Here is a 24,300-nt window from a genome sequence, read left to right as displayed (position 1 = left end):
CACGACTTGCATCTGACACTCACTAAAGTGGCACTGTGAAAGCTAACTGCAGCTGTTTAGGAGGTTAAATGCATAATGGATTTTTGTTGCTTGCCGCATTAAGTGGTTTCATCGCTGTGGCATTAGGTGCGTTTGGTGCACATGGACTGAAAAATGTGGCGCCAGCTGAGTTAATTGCTATCTTTAATTTAGGTGTCGAGTATCAGTTTTATCATACCTTCGCGTTGATAGCGGTTGCTTTTTCTGGTCATTGGATTAAGTCTCGCTTACTTGATTGGGCGGGTTACCTGTTTATTGCGGGTATGGTGTTATTCTCAGGTTCACTATACTTATACGCGTTAATTGGTGCTAAATGGACCGGGCCCGTGACGCCATTGGGCGGTGTGTGTTTCTTGCTGGGTTGGCTTTTTATTGCTGCTGCAGTTTGGCGCAACCGAGTGAAAGAACTAGATTAAGGTTGAATCGCTGAGCGAGGTCGAAGAATATTAAATTTTAGACAGTACACAGCTAAGCTTGAACAGTGTAAAATAGCGGGCAACAACTTTGTTGGCCGCTTTTTTTATATCAATTGTTTAATTACGCTGATTGTATTTAGCGCTATGCTTTTTAGGCATTGGTGTCATTTATTAAAATGATACTTTGATTGATATTATTTTTATCTTCAGGAAATTCAATGATAAACCTATTTTTATTTTGCCGTGCTGGTTATGAGAAAGATTGCGCAGCAGAGATCCAAGTGCGAGCGGCTGAGCTAGATATTGGTGGTTTTGTAAAAACCAATACCAATGATGCTTACGTGATTTTTCAATGCTTCCAAGCGGGTGACGCCGAAGTATTAGCAAAAAAGATCACTCTGGATTCACTTATTTTTGCTAGACAGATGTTTGCCGCAAAAGAGTTACTTAAAGGTTTACCTGAGCAAGATAGAATTAGCCCGATTGTTGAAGCATTAGCTCAAGTACATAAAGCGGGTGAACTACGTGTTGAAACACCTGATACCAACGAAGCCAAAGAGCGATCTAACTTCTGTCGTAAATTTACGGTGCCGCTAAGACAGGCATTGAAAAAGTCGGGCACACTGCTTGAGAAAGAAAACCCAAAGCGTCCAATTATTCACGTCTGTTTTGTCGCATCAGGCCAAGCTTATGTAGGGTATTCACTCAGTAACAACAGTTCACCGTATTTCATGGGGATCCCAAGACTTAAGATAGCTGCCGATGCGCCAAGTCGCTCGACGTTAAAGCTTGATGAAGCTTTTATTCACTTTATTCCGAAAGAAGAACAAGAGACACGTTTGAGCAGTGGTATGAAGGCTGTCGATCTTGGCGCTTGTCCTGGTGGCTGGACCTATCAGCTTGTAAGGCGCGGTATGTTTGTCGCAGCGGTTGATAATGGTGCAATGGATCAAGGTTTGATGGATACAGGGCAGGTAAAACATTACCAAGCTGATGGCTTCAGATTCGAACCACCAAGAAAGAACATTACATGGCTTGTGTGTGACATGATTGAAAAGCCATCTCGCGTTGCCGAACTTATCGAAGCATGGGCGATTAACGGCTGGTTTAAAGAGTCTATCTTTAACCTTAAACTGCCGATGAAAGCGCGTTATAAAGAAGTATCAATTATTCTTGCGACCATGGATGAGATTTTAAGAGAAAACGGCATCAATGATTTCTCTATTGCTGCTAAGCATTTGTATCATGACCGTGATGAAGTGACAGTACACCTTTGCTTGCGTCCAGGGCAGCCTGATCCGTATGTGAGTTAACTTACGGATAAACAGATTATTACTAATACAAAAAAGGCCCCATGTGAATTCATGGGGCCTTTTTATTTCTAGTATTGAGCAGTCAATACTGCTCAATATTATATAAGATTAAGACAGACGCTCGATAACAGCTTGAGTGAAGTCAGTTGTACCGTGGGTACCACCAAGATCGCGTGTGGTACGATCGCCTTCCTCGATAACTGCTGTAATCGCTGCGCGAATGAGCTCTGCTTTATCAGACATACCTAAGTATTCAAGCATCTGGATTGACGCAAGTACTACAGACGTCGGGTTCGCTAGGTTTTTACCTGCAATATCAGGTGCACTGCCGTGCACTGCTTCGAAGATTGCCGCATCACTACCAATGTTTGCGCCTGGAGCCATACCTAAACCGCCAACAAGGCCAGCGCAAAGATCTGACAAGATGTCACCAAATAGGTTAGTGGTTACAATTACATCGAAGTTTTCTGGGTTCATTACCAGCTTCATGCAAGTGGCATCGACAATCATCTCTTCTGTGATGATGTCTGGGTAACGTAGGCTGACTTCACGAGCAACTTTCAAAAATAGTCCTGAAGTTGATTTCATGATGTTAGCTTTATGAACGATAGTAACCTTCTTACGGCCCTCTTTGCGTGCAAGTTCATAAGCAAAAGTCGTGATCTGCTCTGCACCTTTGCGAGTAATAATACTTGTCGCTTCAGCAGTTGTGCCGTCATCAGATACGGTTTGACCTAGGCCTGAATACATACCTTCGGTGTTTTCACGAACAGTGATGATATCGATGTTGTCATAACGAGCCTGAGTGCCATTAAAAGACAATACCGGGCGCACGTTTGCATAAAGGCTAAATTGCTTACGTAGGCTAACGTTAATAGAGGTAAAGCCTTCACCAACAGGAGTTGTTAGTGGGCCTTTAAGCGTAATGCGATTCTTTTCGATAAGATCTAGTGTGCGCTGAGGTAATAATTCACCGTGTTTTTCTAATGCAACCAATCCCGCATCTGCAAACTCATACTCAAAATCACAACCTGCTTTATCAAGGATTTTTAGTGCTGAATCGATAATGCTTGGGCCAATCCCATCACCAGGGATTACGGTTATAGTTCTTTTTGTCATGGATAGTCCTACCAAGGTTAGGCGTTACTGCAATTGTTTGACCATATCTTAGGACATGGAAAGTAACTTTGAATTCTTTTCTTTTTATGCGATGTATTTTAAACACTTTTAAACAACTTTCACAGTAAATAGTGAGCAATCTCACGTTTTTTTCTGTAGGGTAACTTGCATAAATAACTGCTTATGGCGATGATTGTTCGTTAGAAGGTTAAAAAGTCTACTTTAGTCTAATAAAATAATAATGAGGAAGACCTTGAAGTCACTACCTATTAAGTCATTATTGCTATTGTCGAGCGGTTTGCTGTCTGCAAACTTGATGGCGGCCACAAATAGCATCACCCCCGACGATATCATGCGCTTTGAATCGCTTAAAAAGCCTGTTGTTTCAGATATGGGTAATATGCTCGCAGTTGAAATCGCACCGGATCGTGGCGATAGTCATGGTTTAGTCAAAAGCTTAATCGCCAATAAACAGTTTAGTGTTAAAGGTGGCAGCAAGCCAAAAATCAGCCACGATGGTCGATTTGTAGCATTTGTTGATGCCGTACCTTTGCTTGAATCTGAGCAGGCGAGTAAGAAAGCTAAGAAGAAACTCAAGTCTGGTTTAGTTTTGTTAGATACCTCGACGGGTAAAGAAGTACGTTACGAGCATGTTAAATCCTTTGAATTCAATGAGACAGGTAGCCATTTAGCGATTTGGTTTGAAGCAGATGAAAAGAAAAAAGATGAAAAACCTGCAGATAAGCCTGAAAACGCTAACAAACAGCCAAAAGTTGATGATTATGATAAGGGCTCACTGGTTGAGCTGGTATCGCTTAGCAACTTGAAATCAATTAGCTTTAAAGATGTTACCGCACTGAACTTTGATAAGTCCGGTATTCACTTTGCTTTAGCAATAAATAATATTGAAACCAATAAACATGAACTGAGGCTGGTTAAGCTTGCTGACAATACCGCGTCGATTGTACAGCGTTTAAACCAGCAGCAAATTGGTTCGATTTCATTAAGTAATGACGGTCACTACTTGGGTTACACTCATGGCGACGCTAAGGCAGCGCCTTATGGGCGTGAATATCAATTATCTTTACTAAACCTTCAAAATAACAAGGTTACTCTAGCACCTCAAACTGCCGACTGGACCTTGAATCGTTACGCCAATTTACGATTTTCTGATGATAGTCAGCGTTTGTTTTTTGGTCGCGTGCCCCAAGTGAGCCAACAGCTAGAAATTGCCAAGGTTGAGAGTGAGGCGGATCTATTTGATAAAGCCGTTATTACTTCTGGTCGTGAGTTAAGAGTGTGGCATGGTGATGACCCTCGAATTAAGCCTCATGAAGTTAAGCAGTATGATAAGGAGCTTAAGCGCACTTATTTAGCCGTTTTACATGTTAACGGTAATAATCTCGTGCAGCTTGGCGATCTGACAGTGCCAGATGTTGAAGTGGCGCAACAGCAACGCTATGCACTCGCAAGCTCTGACCTACCTTATCGGAAGATGATCACCTGGGCGGGCTTTTATCGTGACTTTTACTTAGTTGATCTCAATACCGGTCGCAAGATCCCGCTATTGACTCAACAAAGTAGCTCTGAAGAACCTAATTTGTCACCTGGCGAGAAGTTTGTTTCATATTACTTACATGGCAACGTATTTTTATATGAGATAGCGCAGGACCGACGTACCAATATGACTAAGAATTTGGACGTTTCTTTTGCCAATGAAGATCATGATTATCCATCAAATGCGCCAAGTTATGGCTTAGGGCCCTGGGTCAGTGGTGATACTGGATTATTAATGTATGACAAATTTGATATTTGGCAGGTTAACACTGCGTCCCATGAGGCATTCAAGTTAACGGCAGGTGAAGGCCGTAAGCATAGTGTTCAATATCGTGTGACTGGACTGGTTAAAGATAAAGACTATCCAAGTGTGCTAAATAGTGACGAAAAAGTGTTGCTGAGCGGTTATAGCGATATTACTAAGGGCGATGGCTTTTATCAGGCTCAAGTCGGTGTTGCTGGTGTTTCACCATTAATGGAGGGCGACTATAAGCTTAAGTTGCTGGCGCGCAGTAAAGATGCTGAGACAATTATCTATTCAAAGGAGCAGTATGATCTGTTCCCTGATCTTTATAGTGCAAGCTATGTCTCTCCACAAGATGCGACTCGTCAAACAGACTTAGATAAGCAGCGTGATGCTTTTAACTGGAGCCAATCAGAGTTAGTGCAGTGGACTAATGGCGATGGCAAACCACTTGATGGTGTGTTGATCAAACCGACTAATTACGTTGAAGGTCAACGTTATCCGGTATTGGTTTATTTCTATCGCTTTATGAGTGATAGATTGCACGCTTTTCCGCAGATGAAGATTAATCATCGGCCAAACTTTGCTTGGTTTGCTGACAAGGGTTATGCCATATTTTTGCCGGATATTCGCTTTGAGGTGGGTTACCCTGGTGATTCATCAGTACAAGCGTTGACTTCTGGCGTGCAGCATTTAGTTGATATTGGTATTGCCGATCCTAAAGCTGTGGGTATTCAAGGCCATTCTTGGGGCGGCTACCAAACTGCATTTGCGGTAACAAAAACCAATATCTTTAAGGCTGCAGTCACTGGCGCGCCAGTGTCGAATATGACCAGTGCTTATAGCGGCATTCGTCACGGTAGTGGTTTAGCAAGACAGTTCCAGTATGAAACGGGCCAGAGCCGTATTGGTGAAAGTTTATTTAAGTCACCGCAAAAATACATTGAAAACTCTCCGGTATTTTATGTTGAGCGCATTAAAACACCTATGATGATAATGTTTGGTGATAAAGACGATGCGGTGCCTTGGGAGCAAGGTGTTGAGCTGTATTTAGCTATGCGCCGTGCGGGTAAAGATGTGGTGTTCTTGCAGTATCAAGATGAGCCTCATCATCTTAAAAAATATCCCAATAAACTCGATTATAGTATTCGCATGATGGAATACTTCGACCATTACTTAAAGGGAACTCCCGCACCTAAATGGTTGAGTGAAGGCGAAGCGTATACAGAGTATAACAAGGCTGGATAATTCATTTATAGGAGGCAATAACGGGTGAGTTTATGCCTGTTCGACTAATTTGCTAGCCTATAGATATGTCGCTTATAGAGCGTGAGTTGATAAAGCACTAAATGCCGAGGTGATGACCTCGGCATTTTTGTATTTGTCTGAAACTAAGCACTTAAAATATGAGCGTGAAATATTGCCTTTGTAATGAGCGCAGATACTTGCTAAGTTTTAAAGTGCTAAGGAATGACCCTTAACTAAAGCCTAAGTGTGAATTCATCAACAAGGAGCGTAAATGAAGAAGTTACAAAGTGTTTGCTTAATGAGTACATTACTATTGGCTTTACCGCTATCAGTGAGTGCAAAAGCGCCATTAGAAGGCGAACCGGAATGGGAAGCTAAAAAGAAAATCGACAAGACTAAGCAAGCTGAGCAACAGCGTTTATTACAGCAGCTTAAGCGAATAGATGAAGCAGAGAAAAAGGCGAGTCAACAGCTGGAAAAAGACGGTCTGTAACTTTTATACTAGACAGTCTTTGAGCCTTAAAAAAGCAGCGTTAACTTTCGCTGCTTTTTAGTTTTATACTGCTTTAGTTAGTCGCGCTATACTAACGTTTTCCTGCACTTTGTTTTCAGTTGTGAGTTTTCAGTAGTGAGTTGACGGTGATTAACTGTCTATCGGGTTTGCCAAATACTGATTATAGGTATCTTCTCCCCACGCAATGAGCTTCCCCTGCTTGAAGAGTAACGGGGTACACTCCTCTTTAGAGGTTTCACCGTCAGAGCTCTTATGGTGAGTACGGTAGAACAGTACCTGTAAACTCTGATCGTCAGAGATTTTAGCTTCGGTAAAATCAGCTTTTCCGAATAACGCTTTAATTTCAGTGATACTTTGCCCAATAACGACGTCGTTCATCAGAGCTTTATTATAGGCCTGCCTATCTTCCCAATGCATTTCATCGGGACTGGGATCGTACGACACCATGATAACGGCGACAAAGGCGACATAAGCCACAAAAATACTGATGACGACAACAGGGAGTTTAGATTTCATCCTAGCAGCGTTCCTTCACTTAGTTCTTTTAATAACCTAAGGATACTACTACTTGCTTGAGTGAGGGTAAACGCTTTTGATGCAACTTTATGTTAACAGTTGTAAACTTATGCGGGTTTAGTTTGCTCAAGTCTAAACTGTTTCAAATTAACGTTTAATGGCATATCGGTTTGTAATTGGACCAATTTATAGCTAAGGCGTGCCATCTGTTTACCCTCTTCAAGTTTTTTAGCTTGTTTAGAGCCGACCTTGTCGATAGAGCTATAAATGTTAGACAAGGATCTAAACGTTTTGAGTAACTCAACCGCGGACTTAGGGCCAATTCCTGGCACGCCAGGGATTTTATTGCCGCTATCGCCTGCTAGGGCAAGGTAATCAATTAACTGGTTGCGTTCTATCTTAAGCTTTTGCTCCATCTCCTCGATGGTTAAATAACCTTGGTTGAAGTGGTCCCATTGCTTAATGTTAGGATGGGTTAATTGGGCAAAACCTTTGTCGGTTGAAACAATAATCGCCTCACCATTAATGCTGACGAGTTTTGTCGCTAAAGTGGCGATGACATCATCGGCTTCAGAGTCGGCATCTATCGAGTTCAACTGATGTTCTGCAAGGTAGGCTTTTAGATCGGCTAAACCATTAGCTAGGGCCTCAGGCATAGGCTTGCGACCTTTTTTGTAGTCTTCATACAGGGCTTTTCGCCATGAAATTGAACTTCCATCCCAGACGATGGCGGCATGACTAGGCTGGTGGAATTTAACGAGTTTACGGCAAGCGCCATTGACTCGTTCTTTAAGACCACTAATATCGGATTCATTTGGCTGTGCGGCGTGAATACGCCGCACTAAGTTCATACCATCTATAATGAGGAATTTATTCATCTATTCGCTTTACTTAAAGAGTCGTTATTTAATCACTTTATAGCAGGGAACATACTCGCTTCCCGGTAATTTCATACGTTGTTGTGAAACAAAAGCCCCCAGCAGATCATCCATTAGCGCCATCAGCTGATGATCTCCTTTGAGCTCAAACGGACCATTTGCCTCAATGGCTTTAATGGTATCCATTTTTACATTACCTGCAACAATCCCTGAGAATGCTTTTCTGAGGTTGGCTGCAAGTTCAGCTTTATTGGCCTGAAAATGCAAATCTAGGTTGCTCATCACTTCATGAGTTGGTTCAAATGGCAGCTGGAACTCAGGTTCAATTTTCAGTGACCATTGATATTGATATGAGTCGCCATTTTCTTTGCGGAACGTTTTTATTTGCTCCATTGCTTGCTTTTGTATTCGGGCGACTTTAACAGGATCGTCAATCACAATCTGATACTTGCTTTGGGCTTCAGCACCTAAGGTGGCGCCAATAAACTCATCGATACGTAAGAAGTATTCTTCGCTTTCTTTAGGGCCTGTTAGCACTAATGGGAAGGGAATGTCTTTATTCTCTTTATTGAGCAAGATACCTAGCATATAGAGTAACTCTTCGGCGGTTCCGGCTCCACCTGGGAAAATAATAATCCCGTGACCTAATCGAACAAAAGCCTCTAGGCGTTTCTCAATATCGGGTAGGATCACCAGCTCATTGACAATCTGATTTGGTGGCTCTGCCGCGATAATACTTGGCTCTGTTAAGCCAATATAGCGTGCATGATTAACCCTTTGTTTTGCGTGACCAATTGCTGCGCCTTTCATTGGCCCTTCCATTGCGCCTGGGCCACAGCCAGTACAAATATCGAGTTTGCGTAGTCCCAGTTCATAACCAACTTCTCGGGTGTATTGGTACTCAATGGGGTTAATACTGTGTCCGCCCCAGCACACGACAACATTTGGGTCCAACAGGGGAATGGTGCGAGCATTACGCAAGATATCAAAGACCACGTTGGTGATATGATGGGCATTGGTGAGATTGATATGCTTAAGGTTGTCGTATTTGTCATTGATGTAAACAATATCTCTGAGAACTGAAAACAGATGTTCTTGGATCCCCGCGATAATTTCACCGTCGACAAAGGCTTCTTGTGGGGGATTGGTTAGCTCAATCTTTATACCGCGTTCACGACGTAGAACATTGATATTAAAATCACAAAACTGGGCGAAGAGGCCTTCAGCATTATCACTTTGTAGGCCAGATGCGAGAACGGCAAGAGAGCAATTGCGGTAGAGTTGATAAAGCTCGCTCTTTGCATTTTGTTTTAATCGATCAACTTCGAGTTGTGACAGTTGATCTAGGCTTCCACGGGGACTTATTTTTACTATCATAGCGACTCCTTAAGCAGTGATAGTTAAGCTGTCCCACAAAGAGATGAGTGGTAACGGGTGTTAGCACAAGGGAGGCTCGCTTAAAAATCGATAATAACTCTATCTCTGCTTTCATTTTTGGCTTTATATAGCGCTGCATCGGCTCGGTCGAATGTTTCTTTTATGAGCTCATTTTCAATGATTTGTGCAGCACCTATAGATACTGTAACCGTAATTCGCTGATTTTTAAACTTAAACGGAATACTTTTTACCTTCTCTCTCACTCGGTTGAGTAAAGGTTGGATATCACTTTCTGCAATATCAGGTAGTAAAAGCACAAACTCCTCACCACCATATCGAGCGACAAACTCAGACTCTCTGAGTGCATTTTTTATTGCCATAGCAATGACTTGTAATGTTTTATCACCAGTACTATGGCCAAAGCTATCGTTGATGGTTTTAAAGTGATCGATATCGGCAACCGCGACCCATAATGGTTGTTTGGTGCGTTTGTAGTTACGGTATTCAATGTCCATACGTTGTTCTAGCGCGCTACGATTTGGTAGTTGGGTTAATGAGTCTAATAAATTCAGCTTTTGTTGCTCAAACAAACGCTCTTTATATGATTCAGTTTCTTTACCAAGCTCTTTAAGCTCTTGACGTAAGATTTCAACAGACTGTTTTAGCTGCGCTTGTTCTCTATTTTCGAGTAGTTCTTTTCGAGTTAGAGACTTACGCAATGAGGTCAAATGTAAGGTTATTTGGTTTTTTAGTTCATCGATATCATCGACTTCGATTACGGCTTCGCCGACATTATCGACTTGGAAGTTGATGTCGCGATTAAGCTGCTTGGTGACCAAGAAATTCTTAACTGAGTGACTGTATGAGTCTGTGACGACTTCTTGAACGTTACTCAGTGCATTATTGAGTACATAGAGAAACTCTTGTGAGGCGGTTTTTTCCCTCGCTATATTATCTATTAGCAGCCCGAGCACGACTTGATAGGCATCGAGTAAAGTATCGAGTTCAAATTCTTCAGTTAATGAGCGCTTAATTTGTGAGACTTGCTCGCGCTGCTCTTTTCTAAATTCTATTTCTGATAATAGCAGTGCGAGTTCGTGAGCGGCCTGTCGATGACGCGGCAAGATCTCAAACTGTTCACCCAAGTTAAGTTTTTCTTTTATGATCTCATCATAAAAATTAATGATTTTCTCTACCTTTGGAATATAGTCCCAATAGGTATGAAATGGCTTAACCAGCTCTTTTTTTAAATAAGAAATTTCGAGTTTTAATTTACTCGGTAGAGATTCAACTCGCTGGACCTGACTAACCATATTGACCAATGACTGGCGGCTATCTTCGAGTTGCAACATAACACGAGCATATTGCTGCTTAAGGATGGTGTCGGCTTGATTGAGAGCCGGCAAGGAGTCTTCAAACTGGCTGAATTTGGTTAGTTTATGACGTAATTTTGCCAGTTTATTATCAAGCTCTAAATTTTGACCTTTACAGGCAAGGCTTAATTGACCAATAAATTGAATGAGGACATTTAGCTTTTCATTTTGCTCTTCGTTCATCTCTTCTAACGCCTGCCTAGCAGTATGGAGTTTCTGCTGTAACACACTTAATTGAGACGTACTGTTGGCGGCATCCTTCATGCTTATGTTGGTTCCTATTCCTAATGGCGCAATTTTAAAAATGAAGCTTTAATTTAATCACTTATCTTACCAGTAGTCTTTAAAAAGAGAAGTTAACATCACTATAAGCTAAGATTTAAATGCTTATATGGCTAATTTGTCATCATTGATATCGATGTTTTGATGACTCTTCCATCTAGGCCAAATGATATCTTCTTTATTGCCATTGGTTTCGACTTTAATAATGCCGCGAACAATGCTCTTTTCAATATTTAGGTAAAGTGGTTTATTAAATATTCCTGCCGAAGCAAAACTGAGCGCTTTCATTGTGACAAAGTAGTCTTTGTTGCTACCTAAAGTTCTCGCGGCGGATAACATCATCTGCACGCTACCAAAGTGTTGCCCTGCCGTAAGTTTGATGGCTAAATCACCTAAAAGTGGCAGGTGTAATATGCCCATGTGCAGACTGGTTTCACCATAGTTGTCATTAATAACATCTCGAAGCTTAGTCAATAGGCTACTGGGCTCTATAACTGAATCAAAGCTAATTAAAAACAATCCTGGCCGGATAAGGTAAGGCTGGCAGTTAAGAATATTTTTGATTGCTAATAGCTGCTGTTTATTCATATCGGCATTGCATTCAAACCCTTGAACTAAATCCGAATTTAGCAGATCGGAAAGTGAAATTAATGCCAGAGTTTTAATTGGTTTTTTATGCTGGTTAGCGTAATCAAACTTAAACGCTAAATAGCCTTCAAGCTTGGTAAAAGGCTCCAATACCTGTGTTCGGCTCAGAGTCGAGTTCAGTTCGTTAAAGGTCGTTTTTAGCCGCCACTGTTTGATCAATAACCATAGGGTAAGGCATAAGGCAAATATGAAACAAATACTGATTAAGCGAGCAATATGCAGTTGCTCTGTTTTTGCCTGTAGCTCATTTTGGCTCTGACTTAAATTGAGCTTCAGCTTTTGTTCTGCTATTTGTGATTGTTGCTTATCAAGTTCTGCAGAAAGCGGAGCATGTTGGTTACCAAGTCCATTAAGTTTTCGAACATGGCTGTAGGCATCTTCATATAGGCCTAACTTTTCGAAGGCGTTGATTTGTCTTGTTAGTGCTTCTTTAAACTCATCATTTAACTGCTTCGCTGCCGCTATTTTGGCCGCTTTACTGGCGTAATCGAGAGATTTTTGCCAGTCGCCAGTGCTTGCGGTTACCTCTGCAATGAGTAGGTTGTTATACACTAAATAATGGTCGCTATTTTTGGATAAGAAAATGGCATTGGCCCGCTCTAGATTAACCAGTGACGTTTTGGGATCGCCTATTTTAAAGTAGGCTTCACCAAGATTGTGCAGGTTGAGGCCTAGGCCAATGACGTTCCCGAGTTGAGACTCAATTTGTTGAGCATTTAAGTGGTAATCAATTGCCTGATACCATTGCCCTTGATTGGCATAAATCATTGCTATGACTGTCATCGATGAGGACACATAATTTTCGTTGCCAAGTTGGCTAAAAGCTTCAACAGCACTATTGGCCGATGTCAGTGCCTCCTCCCAAGACTCTAAGTTTCGATAAACCCGAGCTAGTTGAAGTTCTATATGAGCATTTTGAGAGGAGTGTTTACTCCCCCGAGTATATTTTACTGCTTCATTGTAATGAGAAAGAGATTTTCCCAATTGATTTTGTTTATAAAAGTATTTTCCCAATATTGATTCAGCATGGGCGGTGAGGTAGTCATTATTGAGATGCATTGAGATTGCTGAGAGCTTTCTTAAATGCTGCAACGCGGTAGTGTCATCACGTAAAATAATATGCATGAGACTGAGATGCTCTTGCAAGGTATAAAGCAGGAGTCTGTCAGTCTGATCTCTGGAGTGCTCTATCAATGGCACGGCTTGTTGGTAATAGTCGATAGCAGTGGCGTAATCTTGCAAGCTTCTTCCCGCATAGCGTCCCTTAAGCATGAGTAAATAGCTTTTATCAAAAGCACTGCTGCTAATAGGTTCTAGCACCTCTGTCAGGTGTTTAGCGACGACATAACGATCCTTCGTTTTATTATAAAGTTCCATTTTTAAGCGGGCTAAGAGCTGAATCTTACGTTTTAATTCTGATGCCGAGAGACGGTGTACGTTTGCAAATTGGGTTAATTGTTCTGTTGAGCCGAAGTGGGGTAATGAGGGAAGTATTTTGACTAATGATTGTTCAAGACTGCTGGGTGCTTCTCTTAATTGCACTTCAGTTAAGATCTCATTTTTCTCTTCTGCAAAAGCATGACTGGCAAAAAAAGATAAAAGTATGCTTGTTAGTAGGGTGATGAAAATACGCATTAAAATGCCAGTCCTCTTACTTAATCGTTAAATTAAGCGCCTGATTTTTTGTAATTATATTGGCCTAATTGAGTCTAATGTTATATTTTTCGACTCAATGAAAACAATAATAACAGAAGGACGCGAGAGTGAAACCAGTAGTTCCCTTTATCTTAACTTTTAGTACGCTAATGAGCGTGAATGCATTTGCAGACGTAAACTACCTAGTTGACTTAACTAGCCCAGGGCATCATTTGGCAAAGGTTGAAGTTAACTTTCCTAAAACAGAATCGAAAACGTTAGTGGTCAATTTGCCGGTATGGCGTACCGGTAAGTATCAAGTATTGCCTCTTGCTGATGCGGTTAGAACCTTTACGGCAATCGACGAGCATGGCGCAGTATTACCTTGGACTAGAACCGCGAGCGGTGAGTGGACCATAGCGCTAACTGAGCCGACAAGCGTAACCGTTAATTATCAGTTATATGCCAATAAATTAGGGCAAAGGGTGAATCATATTGATGCTTCTCATGCCTTTTTAGATGCGAGCGGCACCTTTGTTTACAGTCCTGAATTTAAAAGCGATCCTATTAACGTTTCTCTTAATGTTCCTAATGGTTGGCATAGCTACTCGGGGATGGACAGTGGTAACAAAGCGCATTCATTTACGGCTGACAATTACGATATTTTGGTCGATTCGCCAATCGAAACCGGGATCAGTAAACATCGCGAATTCAACGCCGATGGGCGACAATATGAACTCGTTGTTTGGGGCGAGGGGAATTACGATATAGACAAAATGGTGACGGATCTAACTAAGTTGAGCGGGCAAGCTGCAGTGATTTGGGATGACTATCCGTTTGAACGGTACGTTTATATGGTGCATGCTACCAGTGGTGCTCGCGGCGCAACAGAGCATTTAAATTCGACGATTATTCAACGTCCTCGTTTTAGTTATCGAGAACGTAAAGATTACTTAGGTTTTATTAAAACCGCGTCTCATGAGTTTATCCATACCTGGAACGTTAAAGCCTACCGCCCTGATGGCTTAGTGCCATACAATTATCAAAATGAAGAGCTCACCGAGCTGCTTTGGATAGCTGAAGGTTCAACAAGCTACTTCCAAAGTCAGTTATTGTTGCGAGCTGGCGTTATGACGCCAAAAGAGTTTTTTGAAGACTTAGCCAAGCGTGTGGCACAAAGTGAGCAAACGCCAGGTAGAGAAGTACAATCGATTGCCGATGCCAGTGCCAATCAGTGGGCAAGCAGCGGCGGTGATTACGCGGTCAATCACAGTACAAATATCTATTCTGAAGGCTACTTAACCTCTTTAGCCCTCGACTTTTCTCTGCTTGAAGAGACTAAGTTAACGCGCTCATATCGTGATGTGCATCGTAAACTCTACAATGAACACAGGATCCCAGCAGGCTATAGCATTGCTGATGTGAAGGGAATTCTTAGCGATGTGGCGGGCAGCAGTTATGAAAGCTGGTGGCAGCAATATGTTAACACTCCGGTTAGCTTGGATTTCGATTCATTACTTGCACAGGCGGGTTTGAAGACCACCTACGGTAAAGATGCGAAAACAGAGCCTTTTACTGGCGTGACGCTAAAGGCTGGCTCATTAGTATTGTCGCAAGTGCTACGAAATGGTCCTGCTTGGAATGCTGGTATTGTGCTCAATGATGAAATCGTCGCGATTAATGGTCTTAAAGTTACCGCAGCAGGCTTTGAGCCGCGTATAAAAGACTTTAAAGCTGGAGACACAATCAAAGTGACGCTATTTAGTAATGACAGGCTTAAAGATATCGAGCTTAAACTTGGTGAAAAGCAAAGTGGCAAGTTAGCCATCACCAGTGTTGAAAAACCAAGTCGCAGTCAAAAAGCCTTTTTTAAGGCGTGGTTAGGTGTGGATTGGCCCTTTGATAAAGAGGGTAAGTTGCAAGCGGTCAAATAAAAGGGTTCGATAAAGTAGGCTGAAAAAACCGATAAAGCAGTCGAGTGAACAAAAAAGGCGCCCTAGGCGCCTTTTTGATCAATGAAGTTAGCTTAAATGCTATCTTCTAGACCACCAAGTGCTTCAACTGTGGCATTGATAAGTGCGATAAGCTCGCTGCTCATTAATGCAAAGTCCGCATCGAGTCGAGCCATAGGATCATCATTACCAATTTCATCGTTGTCCGCTCTAAACTCTTCAGAGAACTTAAGACGTTTAATCGCCGCATCTGATTGTAGTATAAACGCAATTGACTGACCAAAGTGTAGCGCTAGCTTATGCACTTGCTTACCGACTTCGATATGCGCAAGCACTTCGTTTTCGCTTAAATCTTGTTGCTTAAAGCGCACTATGCCGCCTTCGTCTGAATCACTCTTTAGTTCTGCTTCATCTTGCATTTCAAAGGCTGCAGGCGTTTTGCCTTCTTTTAGCCATTCTGTCAGTTGCGTTTCAATAGGCGTTTTAAAGCTAATTGGAATGATAGGCAGTGTGCCAATTGCTTTACGCAGCAGCGCCATTAATTCTTCAGACTTGGCAGCGCTTGAGCTGTCGACAAGTACCATTTGAATTTCAGGTAAGATCAATGCGCGAATTTGGCTACGACGAGAAAAGGCACGTGGCAATAAGGTCGTGGTGATCTCATCTTTTAATGCGTCTTTTTCTTTTTTAGCCAGTTTACGGTTTTCTGCAGCCTCAATTTGACTGACTTTTTCTTCAAGTGCTTCTTTAATGACTTGAGACGGTAAAATCTTTTCTTCTTTAGTCGCGCAGATTAGATGTCTATCACCGGCAGTATGAATTAGGGTGTCGCCGTGCTTACCCATCGCCTTAGAAAATCCAAATTTGCTGATGTCTTGGCTTGAGCAAGGAGAGAAGGTGAAGTCTTCCAGTGATTTTTCTAGTGAATCAGGGTCAACAGAGAAAGGCTTGTTAAAGCGGTATACAGTTAGATTTTTAAACCACATAGATAAATGCTCAATCAAAATTAAAGCCGCAGTGTAAGCCATTGTCCGGTTCGGGTAAACCGCCTAATAGTTATCTTAGAGCATCAATATGTGACATTTCATCAAAGTGTCACATTTCTTACGCTTTGGCTAAAAGCCTTGCTAGCACTGGGTTAGCGAGAGTCTGTTATCTAAGATTTAATAAGTTAGCGGTTTCTCACTCTTTGTTGAAATAAAAGTGCAACAAATCATCTTCATTATGACGCTCGTCCAAACCAATAACCAAGACGAATAACGTCAAAAGGATTAAATGATGAACGTTTTCTGTAAAACTCTACTGGCTTCAGCTCTTGCTACTGCAACCCTTTCTTCTGCTCACGCTGCCGACCCACTTACTGTTTACGGCAAGCTAAATGTGACTGCGCAGTCAAATGATGTAAACGATGAATCAACAACCACGATTCAATCTAATGCTTCTCGTTTTGGTGTTAAAGGGGCTTTTGAACTAAGCAACTCTCTTGAAGCGTTTTACACGATTGAATATGAAGTTGATACGGGTGACTCAAGTAAAAATAACTTTGAAGCGCGTAACCAGTTTGTTGGTCTTAAAGGTAATTTCGGTGCGTTCTCTGTAGGTCGTAACGATACCATGCTTAAGATTTCACAAGGCAAAGTTGACCAGTTTAATGACCTATCGGGTGACTTGAAAAACTTGTTTAAAGGTGAAAACCGTATTGAACAAACAGCAACTTATGTAACGCCTTCATTTAGTGGTTTCAAAGTCGGTGTGACATATGCTGCTGACGGTGCAGGCTCGCAATACGGACAAGATGGATACAGTGTTGCGGCTATGTACGGTGATACCAAGCTGAAGAACTCACCAATCTTTGCTTCTGTCGCCTATGATGCAGACGTAAAGGGTTATGAAGTTGTACGTGCAACGGTTCAAGGTAAAATTGCTGGGCTTAAGCTAGGTGGTATGTACCAACAGCAAGAACAGACGTATGAAATTGACGGCACGGCAACCGTTGGTGCAAAAAGCAAATCAGGTTACCTGTTAAGTGCAGCTTACCAAATTGAAGCGATTGTATTAAAAGCGCAGTATCAAGACATGGAAGATAAGGGTGATTCTTGGTCAGTTGGTGGCGATTATAAGTTAGGTAAGCCAACTAAGTTATTCGCGTTCTATACCAGTCGCTCATATGAGAAGGTTTCAAACGACGACAACTACGTAGGTATTGGTCTAGAGCACAAATTTTAAGGCATAGGGTTATTGATTTTATGAAAAAGGGGCTTAGGCCCCTTTTTGCTTTTAGTCATCAGCCTATCGTTTTATTTAGCAGAGTAAAGTGGATTAAATTGATATAAGGCAATAATAATATTTATGTCAAAAAGATCGCTTTATATGGCAAAATATCCCGGTGTTTAATATTAATGTCATAAAAATGACCAATAATAGCATCGTAGAAATTCACTGATAGAAGATCGATTATGACTGCAAGGATTTTGATAGTTGAAGATGAGTTGGCCATCCGTGAGATGCTAACTTTTGTTTTGGAACAGCATGGTTATACCACTGTCGCTGCCGAGGATTATGACTCTGCACTCGATATGTTAACTGAGCCTTACCCGGATCTGGTGTTACTCGATTGGATGTTCCCAGGTGGTAGTGGCATCCAGCTAGCAAAGCGCTTACGCCAAGACGAATTCACTCGTCATATTCCTATTATCATGTTGACTGCGCGTGGCGAAGAGGAAGATAAAGTAAGAGGCCTAGAGGTTGGCGCCGATGACTTTATTACTAAGCCTTTTTCTCCTAAAGAGCTGGTGGCGCGTATTAAGGCGGTAATGCGTCGTAGTGCACCGACTTGTTTGGAAGAGCTTATCGATGTGCAGGGTTTACAATTAGATCCGGTGAGTCATCGTGTTACTGTTGGTGATCAAGTGCTTGATATGGGCCCGACAGAGTTTAGACTTTTACATTTTTTTATGACTCATCAAGAGCGAGTATACAGCCGTGAACAGCTGCTTGATAACGTATGGGGAACCAATGTGTATGTTGAAGACCGTACGGTTGATGTGCATATTCGACGTCTTAGAAAAGCCGTTACCCAATCTGGACATGATCGCTTGATCCAAACCGTACGCGGTGCAGGCTACCGCTTCTCAACCCGACTTTAGTTTATTGGTATTGTCGCCATAGGCACAAGGTTACTTTTAGGTTATCTTGTGCCCAGTTCTCCCATATGGTCTTTATATTGGTAACACATGTTTGATTCATATTCTGGGTACCGTTTAATTTCACGACTGGCTATTTATCTGACCTTATGTTTGTTGGTTGGCTTGCTATTCGGTGAAGTCGTTTGGTTCTTATTGCTTGGCTCGCTCGGCCTATTAGTTTGGCATTACCGCCAATTATCTCGTTTGAACTTTTGGTTATGGCATGATCGTCGCCTAACCCCCCCTAATGGTAGTGGCAGCTGGGAAGGCGTCTTTAACGGTATTTATCGTTTACAGGGTAAAAACCGTAAACGCGTGTCGCAACTTGCTTTCTTATTAGGACGTTTCAGGCAAGGTGCTGAGGCCCTGCCAGATGCCGCTGTTGTATTAGATTCTGAACACAATATTTTGTGGTGCAACAAGCTTGCCCAATTGTTGTTAGGTTTCGTTTGGCCGCAAGATAATGGCCAGCGCATCGACAACCTCATCCGTCATCCTGATTTTTCTGCCTATCTTAAAAGCAAAGAGTACCAAGAACCGTTAGAGCTGCCTTCACCTCAATCAGAAGGGCATATACTCGAAATTCGAATTATGGGTTATGGCGCTGGTCAGCTGTTATTAATTGCGCGTGATATTACCCGAGTGCGGCAGTTAGAGGGGATGCGTAAGGAGTTTGTCGCTAACGTTTCACATGAGCTAAAAACGCCGTTAACAGTACTGCAAGGCTACTTGGAAATGATGCAGTCGATGGCTGAAGCGGACTCACCTAATGTTCGTGCTCTAGAGCAAATGCAGCAGCAAACCACAAGAATGCGCTCTATGGTTGAACAGTTATTGGCGCTGTCGAGAATTGAAGATGCTACTGATGTGAACTTAGAAGTTAAAGTTAACATGTCGCAGATGACGGATATCCTACGTGATGAAGCGTTAGCACTGGCACATCAGCAATACGATGTCAGTCTTTATTGCGAACCGGGTCTCGATGTTTATGGCGATGAGTTACAGCTAAGAAGTGTATGCTCTAACTTAATCTCGAATGCGATTCGCTATACTGAGCCTGGTGGCAAGATAGAGATAAGCTGGCGTAAAGTCGCCTTTGGTGGGGTATTTAGTGTTACAGATAATGGTGAGGGGATTGCGCCGCAACATATTGGTCGCTTAACTGAACGTTTTTATCGTGTAGATAGCGCGCGTTCAAGGCAAAGTGGTGGTACAGGTCTTGGATTAGCGATAGCAAAACATGCATTGCACCATCATCAAAGTGAGCTCAACATTGCGAGTCAGCTAGGTAAGGGCAGTACCTTTAGTTTCGTTATTCCACTGAATTTAATCGAGTACAGCCAACAAGATCCGGCTTAGTTTTGCTTAAGCTTTAAAATAAATTTCACATAAAAACAGGCTGCCGCCTGTTTTTTTATAAATAGCGCTAAATTAGATTAGTTTGTCATCTAAGTGTCACTTAGTAGTAATAGACTTGTCATCAATCAAGTCAATACTGGCAGCGTTTTAAAAAACTAAGATAGATAAACACTGGAGCAAAGAATGAAATTGAAACAACTTGTTGGCGCGGTAAGCTTTACTGCAGCGACTGTATTTTCTGCAGCATCAATGGCTGAAATCGACCAGTCTTTACCGACTTATGAAAAGACAAGCGGCGTGTCAGGTAACTTATCTTCTGTTGGCTCTGATACGTTAGCTAACATGATGACCTTGTGGGCTGAAGATTTTAAACAGCTATATCCAAATGTAAACATTCAGATCCAAGCCGCAGGTTCTTCTACTGCGCCGCCAGCATTGACAGAAGGCACTTCTCAGTTCGGCCCTATGAGCCGTAAGATGAAGCCAAACGAAATAGAAGCCTTTGAAAAACATTATGGTTATCAGCCAACGGCTATTCGCGTAGCAATCGATGCGCTAGCAGTATTTGTGCATAAAGATAACCCTATCGAAGGCATGAGCATTGAACAGATCGACGGTATCTTTTCTTCTACAGATAAATGCGGTGGTGGTGATATTACCCGTTGGGGCGAAGTCGGTCTTGACGGTAGCTGGGCAGCGAGAGATATCCAGCTTTACGGCCGTAACTCGGTATCGGGTACCTATGGCTACTTCAAAAAGAAAGCACTATGTAAAGGTGATTTCAAGCCGAACGTAAACGAGCAGCCAGGTTCAGCTTCAGTGGTTCAGTCTGTATCTCAGTCTCTTAATGCGATCGGTTACTCAGGAATTGGTTATAAGACTGCTGGTGTTAAAGCGGTTGCGATTTCTAAGAAAGGAACTAATTATATAGCGGCTTCTTCTGAAAATGCGGCAAGTGGAACATACCCACTATCTCGCTACTTGTATGTTTATGTGAATAAGCACCCGAACAAAGCGCTATCGCCAATGGATCGTGAGTTTATTCGCTATGTGCTTTCTCAGCAAGGTCAGCAAATTGTTGAGAAAGACGGTTATGTTGCACTACCACGTAGTGTTATCGCAAAGGATTTAGCTAAAGCAGGCATTCGTCTTTAATGACGAGTTGTCATTCATCTTAAAAGGTGACGTTATAGTAAACTAAAGGCCTCTATTGAGGCCTTTTTTAATGTTCTAGCTAAAGGGAATTATTTTTGAGCAGACTTGAGTTGTTCAAGCCAAATAGTAAATTCAGCATCCATGTCTGTTCCCCAGCCCGCGAGTAATGCTTGATAGCGAGGGTAGTCACCCTTTCGAGTAAATCCAAGCATGGTATCAACTTTATCTTTATGGTTTTCCATCATAAAGCGCACCGCGAGATAGCCCCAACGATAAACTCGGTCTGTGCCGCCGTTATGCTCATAACTGGTATTAAATATCTCGCTCAGAGCATAGCTTTGCTCACCGTCTATTAGCGCTAGCGCCTTGGGGTTGTTATCGCCAAGAGAGATATACTCGGCAACGCCTTCGCTCCACCAAACGGTATGTGGGTATAATGGTGCAGGCTTAGGGCAGTATTCAGGGCCACTATGTGAGTCATGTAGCGACAGACAAAAGTCACCATAAAGGTTAAAACGGCCATCGAGATAGTGCACATATTCATGGGCAAGGTTCCAGACTTGGCCCTTTTTCTCATAAGCGACAAACTCTGCTTGATTGTCACTTTCCCATGGCAGACCTTCTAAATACATGCCGCCGTTATCACTTGGTACATCGAAATGGTGAGTGACGTTATCAATATAGTCTTGCCTAGAATGGTAAACATTGGCACGCATGCTGTGGTTGTTATCATCTGCCACTGGCTTATCGAGGGTAGCAAAGAGTTGATGGAAATTAGCTTCTTGTTTTTGTAGTAATTCACAAGCTGAAGCAATTTGTTCCTGAGTTAAGGCTTGCGAACGAATAATAATGGTATCGCTACAAGCATGATTTTGGCCTAAAACGCTTTCTACGCTCGCACCGTCTTCGGCTTGAGCGGTAAGCGGCAGCAATGATATAAGCGCAAGAGCCGATAATTTGTGTTTATTTTTCATGTAAGGTTTCTCTGAATTATAGTTTTGCATACAATATCCTCAAGTGTTTCATTTCGCTGTATTGATGTCAAACAGGGCTTCTATTCCCTTAAAATAGCGTTAGAATGCGATAAATTAACCAGTAACTTAAAAAGGATATGCCGTGTCAAAGCAATGGGATAACAATCATGATTACCACTCGTTTGCCAATACTGAACAGGTTAGAGTTAAGCATCTGTCACTATTGCTCAACGTGGATTTTGATACTAAGCAACTAGCAGGGCAGGTTGAGTTACAGTTAGAATTTATTGATAAACAAGCCAAAGAGCTATGGCTAGATACACGCGACTTAACGGTTGAAGCTATCTACTCAAATACACAGCAATCACTTGAATTTGCATTTGATAAACAAGATGAAACGTTAGGGCAACGACTTAATATCCAGTTAACGCCTGATATTTCAAGTGTGACACTTCATTACCGTACATCGCCTCAAGCTCAAGGTTTGCAATGGCTGACACCATTGCAAACCAGTGGGAAGGTGTTGCCATTTTTGTTTAGTCAGTCGCAGCCAATTAATGCCCGTAGTTGGATCCCTCTACAAGATACACCAAAGGCTAGAATTACCTTTGATGCGGTGATCAATGCGCCAACAGGTATGCGAGCTGTGATGAGTGCAATGAATGATGCTAACGCGCCATTGACTGGGCAGTTCAGCTTTACCATGGAGAAACCAATGCCAACTCATTTGCTTGCAATAGCGGTGGGAGATTTGGCATTTGGGGCGTTAGGCTCTAGAACGGGTGTATATGCAGAGCCAGAGGTCGTTGCGGCGGCGGTAGCAGAGTTTGAAGACACTGAAAGCATGGTTGAGGTCGCAGAGTCGTTATTAGGACCTTACCCGTGGGGACGTTATGACATGATAGTGTTGCCGCCAAGCTTTCCATTTGGCGGCATGGAAAACCCGCGATTGGCGTTTATGACCCCAACTTTAATTGCTGGTGATAAAAGTTTAGTGTCAACGGTTGCTCATGAGTTGGCGCACTCCTGGACCGGAAACCTTGTGAGCAATGCCACTTGGCGTGATCTTTGGTTAAATGAAGGCTTCACCACTTATTTTACCAACCGCATTGTTGAAGAGGTCTACGGAAAAGAGTTGGCAGAGCTTGAAGTTGTGCTTGAAAACGGCCGCCTGCAAGAGGCGATATCAACAACGGCCATCGCGGCGCAGACGTTACCCGCAAATATGCAGCAACAAGATCCTAATGAAGCGTTTAACCGCTTTACCTATGATAAAGCCTCTATGTTTGTGCATGATCTTGAAAAGCGATTAGGCCGGACGGCGTTTGATGCATTTTTATATGAGTACGTGCAAGCTTTTGCATTTGAAGCCATCACCACAGAGACCTTTGTTGAGTATGCCAAGCAAACCCTGCTAAAGACTCATGCTGATAAGATAAGTGAAACTGAGCTGCTGGAATGGATTTACGGTGAAGGTATGCCTAATTGGTTTGTCGAGCCGCAATCAAGCAGCTTAGATAAAGTTATTATGGCATTGCGTGCATTTGATGACGGCGCTTCAGCGGCGAGCTTGATGACAGAGGGCTGGCGTGTACACCATTGGCAGTACTTCTTAACAAACTTGCCTGTAAAGTTGTCCCATGAAGCGTTAGCTGATTTAGATAGCACCTTTGGTTTTACGCAGACAACGAATGCAGAAATTGCTTGTGACTGGTTTAGAGTCGCTATTCGTAATCATTATGAAAATGTTTTAGATGCTGTGAGTGCATACCTTGTCAAAATTGGACGCGGTAAGTTTGTTAAGCCACTCTACGCAGAACTTGTGAAGGCAGGATTTGATCCACAAGCACAGCAAATATATGCCAAAGCTCGTGATGGCTACCATCCGTCTATTGTGGTGATGTTAGATCAGCAACTGCTGCAAAGTGAATGCTAAGAGTAAAAAAAATGGCAACCTAAACAGGTTGCCATAAGAATATCTAAGTAGAGATAAGCAGCTTTTGCGCTAGCTAGCGGCTTATCTCCAAGGGCAAACCGAGTCGGAATGCCAAGGGAATGATGATGAACAATGAAACTAAGATTAAGCCAAGGGGTGAGTCTTAATGACTAACCTATTCACTTAACGAGAATCGGTTCATATAGTCAGAGTCCATAAATCCAAGTTAGTTCCCACAAGTTGTAAATTATCGCAAATTATTCCTATCGCGCTGGGCTTAACCGCTCTTAATTCATTGTTTTTTATGTATTGTTTTGGATGATTACCAAGTCAGTGATTTTCGTGTCGATTATGGTTGTCGTGATGATTTCATTGCTAACGAGAAGCGATGGTGAAACTAACAGCGCAGCTGTGAACGATAGCTGTGAACCATAGCTAACGGTTAGACCGTGGCTCGCCATCAATAGCTCTCCATCAATAGCTCGGCATTATAAGAGGTGGTGTTAGCGTGACCATTTTGGCCAAAATGAAGCTAAAAAAAATGGCAACCTAAACAGGTTGCCATAAGAATATCTAAGTA

18 protein-coding genes are annotated in these 24,300 nt (G+C 42.3%); 10 read left to right on the top strand and 8 right to left on the bottom strand.

Annotated features, from left to right (window positions below; translation table 11 throughout):
- The first annotated feature begins 68 nt into the window (after nucleotides 1-68).
- Both ACVBIL_RS04940 and rlmM read left to right on the top strand, forming a co-directional pair.
- Complete coding sequence (locus ACVBIL_RS04940) at nucleotides 69-455, top strand: DUF423 domain-containing protein (protein ID WP_447165880.1); 387 nt, start codon at nucleotides 69-71, stop codon at nucleotides 453-455.
- 218 nt (nucleotides 456-673) lie between these two features.
- Nucleotides 674-1,768, top strand: coding sequence for a 23S rRNA (cytidine(2498)-2'-O)-methyltransferase RlmM (gene rlmM, locus ACVBIL_RS04935; RefSeq protein WP_447165879.1), 1,095 nt, complete (start codon nucleotides 674-676; stop codon nucleotides 1,766-1,768).
- Between the two features lie 108 nt (nucleotides 1,769-1,876).
- Here rlmM and ACVBIL_RS04930 read toward each other — a convergent pair whose 3' ends face one another.
- Nucleotides 1,877-2,887, bottom strand: coding sequence for an isocitrate dehydrogenase (locus ACVBIL_RS04930; protein ID WP_447165878.1), 1,011 nt, complete (start codon nucleotides 2,885-2,887; stop codon nucleotides 1,877-1,879).
- 253 nt (nucleotides 2,888-3,140) lie between these two features.
- Between ACVBIL_RS04930 and ACVBIL_RS04925 the strand changes: the two genes are divergently transcribed.
- Both ACVBIL_RS04925 and ACVBIL_RS04920 read left to right on the top strand, forming a co-directional pair.
- Nucleotides 3,141-5,936: an alpha/beta hydrolase family protein gene (locus tag ACVBIL_RS04925; RefSeq protein ID WP_447165877.1), complete on the top strand. Its 2,796-nt coding sequence runs from the start codon at nucleotides 3,141-3,143 to the stop codon at nucleotides 5,934-5,936.
- A gap of 271 nt (nucleotides 5,937-6,207) precedes the next feature.
- Nucleotides 6,208-6,429, top strand: a complete 222-nt coding sequence (locus tag ACVBIL_RS04920; RefSeq protein WP_447165876.1) for a hypothetical protein — start codon at nucleotides 6,208-6,210, stop codon at nucleotides 6,427-6,429.
- A 150-nt stretch (nucleotides 6,430-6,579) separates the two neighbouring features.
- On the opposite strand, the gene ACVBIL_RS04915 is transcribed toward ACVBIL_RS04920, so the two are convergent.
- The 5 genes from ACVBIL_RS04915 to ACVBIL_RS04895 form a co-directional block, all read right to left on the bottom strand.
- Nucleotides 6,580-6,966 carry a DUF3192 domain-containing protein gene (locus tag ACVBIL_RS04915; RefSeq protein WP_447165875.1) on the bottom strand — a complete coding sequence of 129 codons (387 nt, stop codon included), beginning with the start codon at nucleotides 6,964-6,966 and terminating at the stop codon, nucleotides 6,580-6,582.
- Between the two features lie 107 nt (nucleotides 6,967-7,073).
- Nucleotides 7,074-7,844, bottom strand: a complete 771-nt coding sequence (xni, locus tag ACVBIL_RS04910) for a flap endonuclease Xni (protein WP_447165874.1) — start codon at nucleotides 7,842-7,844, stop codon at nucleotides 7,074-7,076.
- 24 nt (nucleotides 7,845-7,868) lie between these two features.
- Entirely contained in the window at nucleotides 7,869-9,221 is a 1,353-nt protein-coding gene (gene ppnN, locus ACVBIL_RS04905; RefSeq protein WP_447165873.1) for a nucleotide 5'-monophosphate nucleosidase PpnN, read from the bottom strand.
- Nucleotides 9,222-9,301: 80 nt separating this feature from the next.
- Entirely contained in the window at nucleotides 9,302-10,858 is a 1,557-nt protein-coding gene (locus ACVBIL_RS04900; RefSeq protein WP_447165872.1) for a GGDEF domain-containing protein, read from the bottom strand.
- A 123-nt stretch (nucleotides 10,859-10,981) separates the two neighbouring features.
- Nucleotides 10,982-13,159 (bottom strand): tetratricopeptide repeat protein, encoded by a 2,178-nt coding sequence (locus ACVBIL_RS04895; protein ID WP_447165871.1) that lies wholly within the window; start codon nucleotides 13,157-13,159, stop codon nucleotides 10,982-10,984.
- Between the two features lie 128 nt (nucleotides 13,160-13,287).
- Between ACVBIL_RS04895 and ACVBIL_RS04890 the strand changes: the two genes are divergently transcribed.
- Complete coding sequence (locus ACVBIL_RS04890) at nucleotides 13,288-15,093, top strand: M61 family metallopeptidase (RefSeq protein ID WP_447165870.1); 1,806 nt, start codon at nucleotides 13,288-13,290, stop codon at nucleotides 15,091-15,093.
- Nucleotides 15,094-15,185: 92 nt separating this feature from the next.
- On the opposite strand, the gene rdgC is transcribed toward ACVBIL_RS04890, so the two are convergent.
- Nucleotides 15,186-16,097 (bottom strand): recombination-associated protein RdgC, encoded by a 912-nt coding sequence (rdgC, locus tag ACVBIL_RS04885; RefSeq protein ID WP_447165869.1) that lies wholly within the window; start codon nucleotides 16,095-16,097, stop codon nucleotides 15,186-15,188.
- Nucleotides 16,098-16,386: 289 nt separating this feature from the next.
- On the opposite strand from rdgC, the gene ACVBIL_RS04880 reads away from it, so the two are divergent.
- From ACVBIL_RS04880 to ACVBIL_RS04865, 4 genes are all read left to right on the top strand, one after another.
- A complete protein-coding gene (locus tag ACVBIL_RS04880) occupies nucleotides 16,387-17,337 on the top strand; it encodes a porin (RefSeq protein ID WP_447165868.1) in 951 nt (316 codons plus the stop codon).
- A 230-nt stretch (nucleotides 17,338-17,567) separates the two neighbouring features.
- A complete protein-coding gene (gene phoB, locus ACVBIL_RS04875) occupies nucleotides 17,568-18,257 on the top strand; it encodes a phosphate regulon transcriptional regulator PhoB (RefSeq protein WP_447165867.1) in 690 nt (229 codons plus the stop codon).
- A gap of 87 nt (nucleotides 18,258-18,344) precedes the next feature.
- The gene (gene phoR, locus ACVBIL_RS04870) at nucleotides 18,345-19,655 is read left to right on the top strand and encodes a phosphate regulon sensor histidine kinase PhoR (RefSeq protein WP_447165866.1); all 1,311 of its coding nucleotides are present in this window, start codon (nucleotides 18,345-18,347) and stop codon (nucleotides 19,653-19,655) included.
- Between the two features lie 183 nt (nucleotides 19,656-19,838).
- Nucleotides 19,839-20,810 carry a PstS family phosphate ABC transporter substrate-binding protein gene (locus ACVBIL_RS04865; RefSeq protein WP_447165865.1) on the top strand — a complete coding sequence of 324 codons (972 nt, stop codon included), beginning with the start codon at nucleotides 19,839-19,841 and terminating at the stop codon, nucleotides 20,808-20,810.
- Nucleotides 20,811-20,899: 89 nt separating this feature from the next.
- Here ACVBIL_RS04865 and ACVBIL_RS04860 read toward each other — a convergent pair whose 3' ends face one another.
- Entirely contained in the window at nucleotides 20,900-21,814 is a 915-nt protein-coding gene (locus tag ACVBIL_RS04860; RefSeq protein ID WP_447165864.1) for a collagenase, read from the bottom strand.
- 112 nt (nucleotides 21,815-21,926) lie between these two features.
- Here ACVBIL_RS04860 and ACVBIL_RS04855 point away from each other — a divergent pair, with 112 nt between their 5' ends.
- Nucleotides 21,927-23,720 (top strand): M1 family metallopeptidase, encoded by a 1,794-nt coding sequence (locus ACVBIL_RS04855; RefSeq protein WP_447165863.1) that lies wholly within the window; start codon nucleotides 21,927-21,929, stop codon nucleotides 23,718-23,720.
- Nucleotides 23,721-24,300 lie beyond the last annotated feature (580 nt).

Source organism: Shewanella sp. 125m-7 (genome assembly GCF_052977045.1).
The sequence above is the reverse complement of the archived record's forward strand: the minus strand, read 5'-3'. Positions and strand labels throughout refer to the sequence as shown.

What these genes read in the sequence shown, in the direction of transcription:
- ACVBIL_RS04940 (WP_447165880.1), top strand. Translation starts at nt 69, where the DNA reads ATGCATAATGGATTTTTGTTGCTTGCCGCATTAAGTGGTTTCATCGCT.
- rlmM (WP_447165879.1), top strand. Translation starts at nt 674, where the DNA reads ATGATAAACCTATTTTTATTTTGCCGTGCTGGTTATGAGAAAGATTGC.
- ACVBIL_RS04930 (WP_447165878.1), bottom strand. Translation starts at nt 2,887, where the DNA reads ATGACAAAAAGAACTATAACCGTAATCCCTGGTGATGGGATTGGCCCA.
- ACVBIL_RS04920 (WP_447165876.1), top strand. Translation starts at nt 6,208, where the DNA reads ATGAAGAAGTTACAAAGTGTTTGCTTAATGAGTACATTACTATTGGCT.
- ACVBIL_RS04915 (WP_447165875.1), bottom strand. Translation starts at nt 6,966, where the DNA reads ATGAAATCTAAACTCCCTGTTGTCGTCATCAGTATTTTTGTGGCTTAT.
- xni (WP_447165874.1), bottom strand. Translation starts at nt 7,844, where the DNA reads ATGAATAAATTCCTCATTATAGATGGTATGAACTTAGTGCGGCGTATT.
- ppnN (WP_447165873.1), bottom strand. Translation starts at nt 9,221, where the DNA reads ATGATAGTAAAAATAAGTCCCCGTGGAAGCCTAGATCAACTGTCACAA.
- ACVBIL_RS04900 (WP_447165872.1), bottom strand. Translation starts at nt 10,858, where the DNA reads ATGAAGGATGCCGCCAACAGTACGTCTCAATTAAGTGTGTTACAGCAG.
- ACVBIL_RS04895 (WP_447165871.1), bottom strand. Translation starts at nt 13,159, where the DNA reads ATGCGTATTTTCATCACCCTACTAACAAGCATACTTTTATCTTTTTTT.
- rdgC (WP_447165869.1), bottom strand. Translation starts at nt 16,097, where the DNA reads ATGTGGTTTAAAAATCTAACTGTATACCGCTTTAACAAGCCTTTCTCT.
- ACVBIL_RS04880 (WP_447165868.1), top strand. Translation starts at nt 16,387, where the DNA reads ATGATGAACGTTTTCTGTAAAACTCTACTGGCTTCAGCTCTTGCTACT.
- phoB (WP_447165867.1), top strand. Translation starts at nt 17,568, where the DNA reads ATGACTGCAAGGATTTTGATAGTTGAAGATGAGTTGGCCATCCGTGAG.
- phoR (WP_447165866.1), top strand. Translation starts at nt 18,345, where the DNA reads ATGTTTGATTCATATTCTGGGTACCGTTTAATTTCACGACTGGCTATT.
- ACVBIL_RS04865 (WP_447165865.1), top strand. Translation starts at nt 19,839, where the DNA reads ATGAAATTGAAACAACTTGTTGGCGCGGTAAGCTTTACTGCAGCGACT.
- ACVBIL_RS04860 (WP_447165864.1), bottom strand. Translation starts at nt 21,814, where the DNA reads ATGCAAAACTATAATTCAGAGAAACCTTACATGAAAAATAAACACAAA.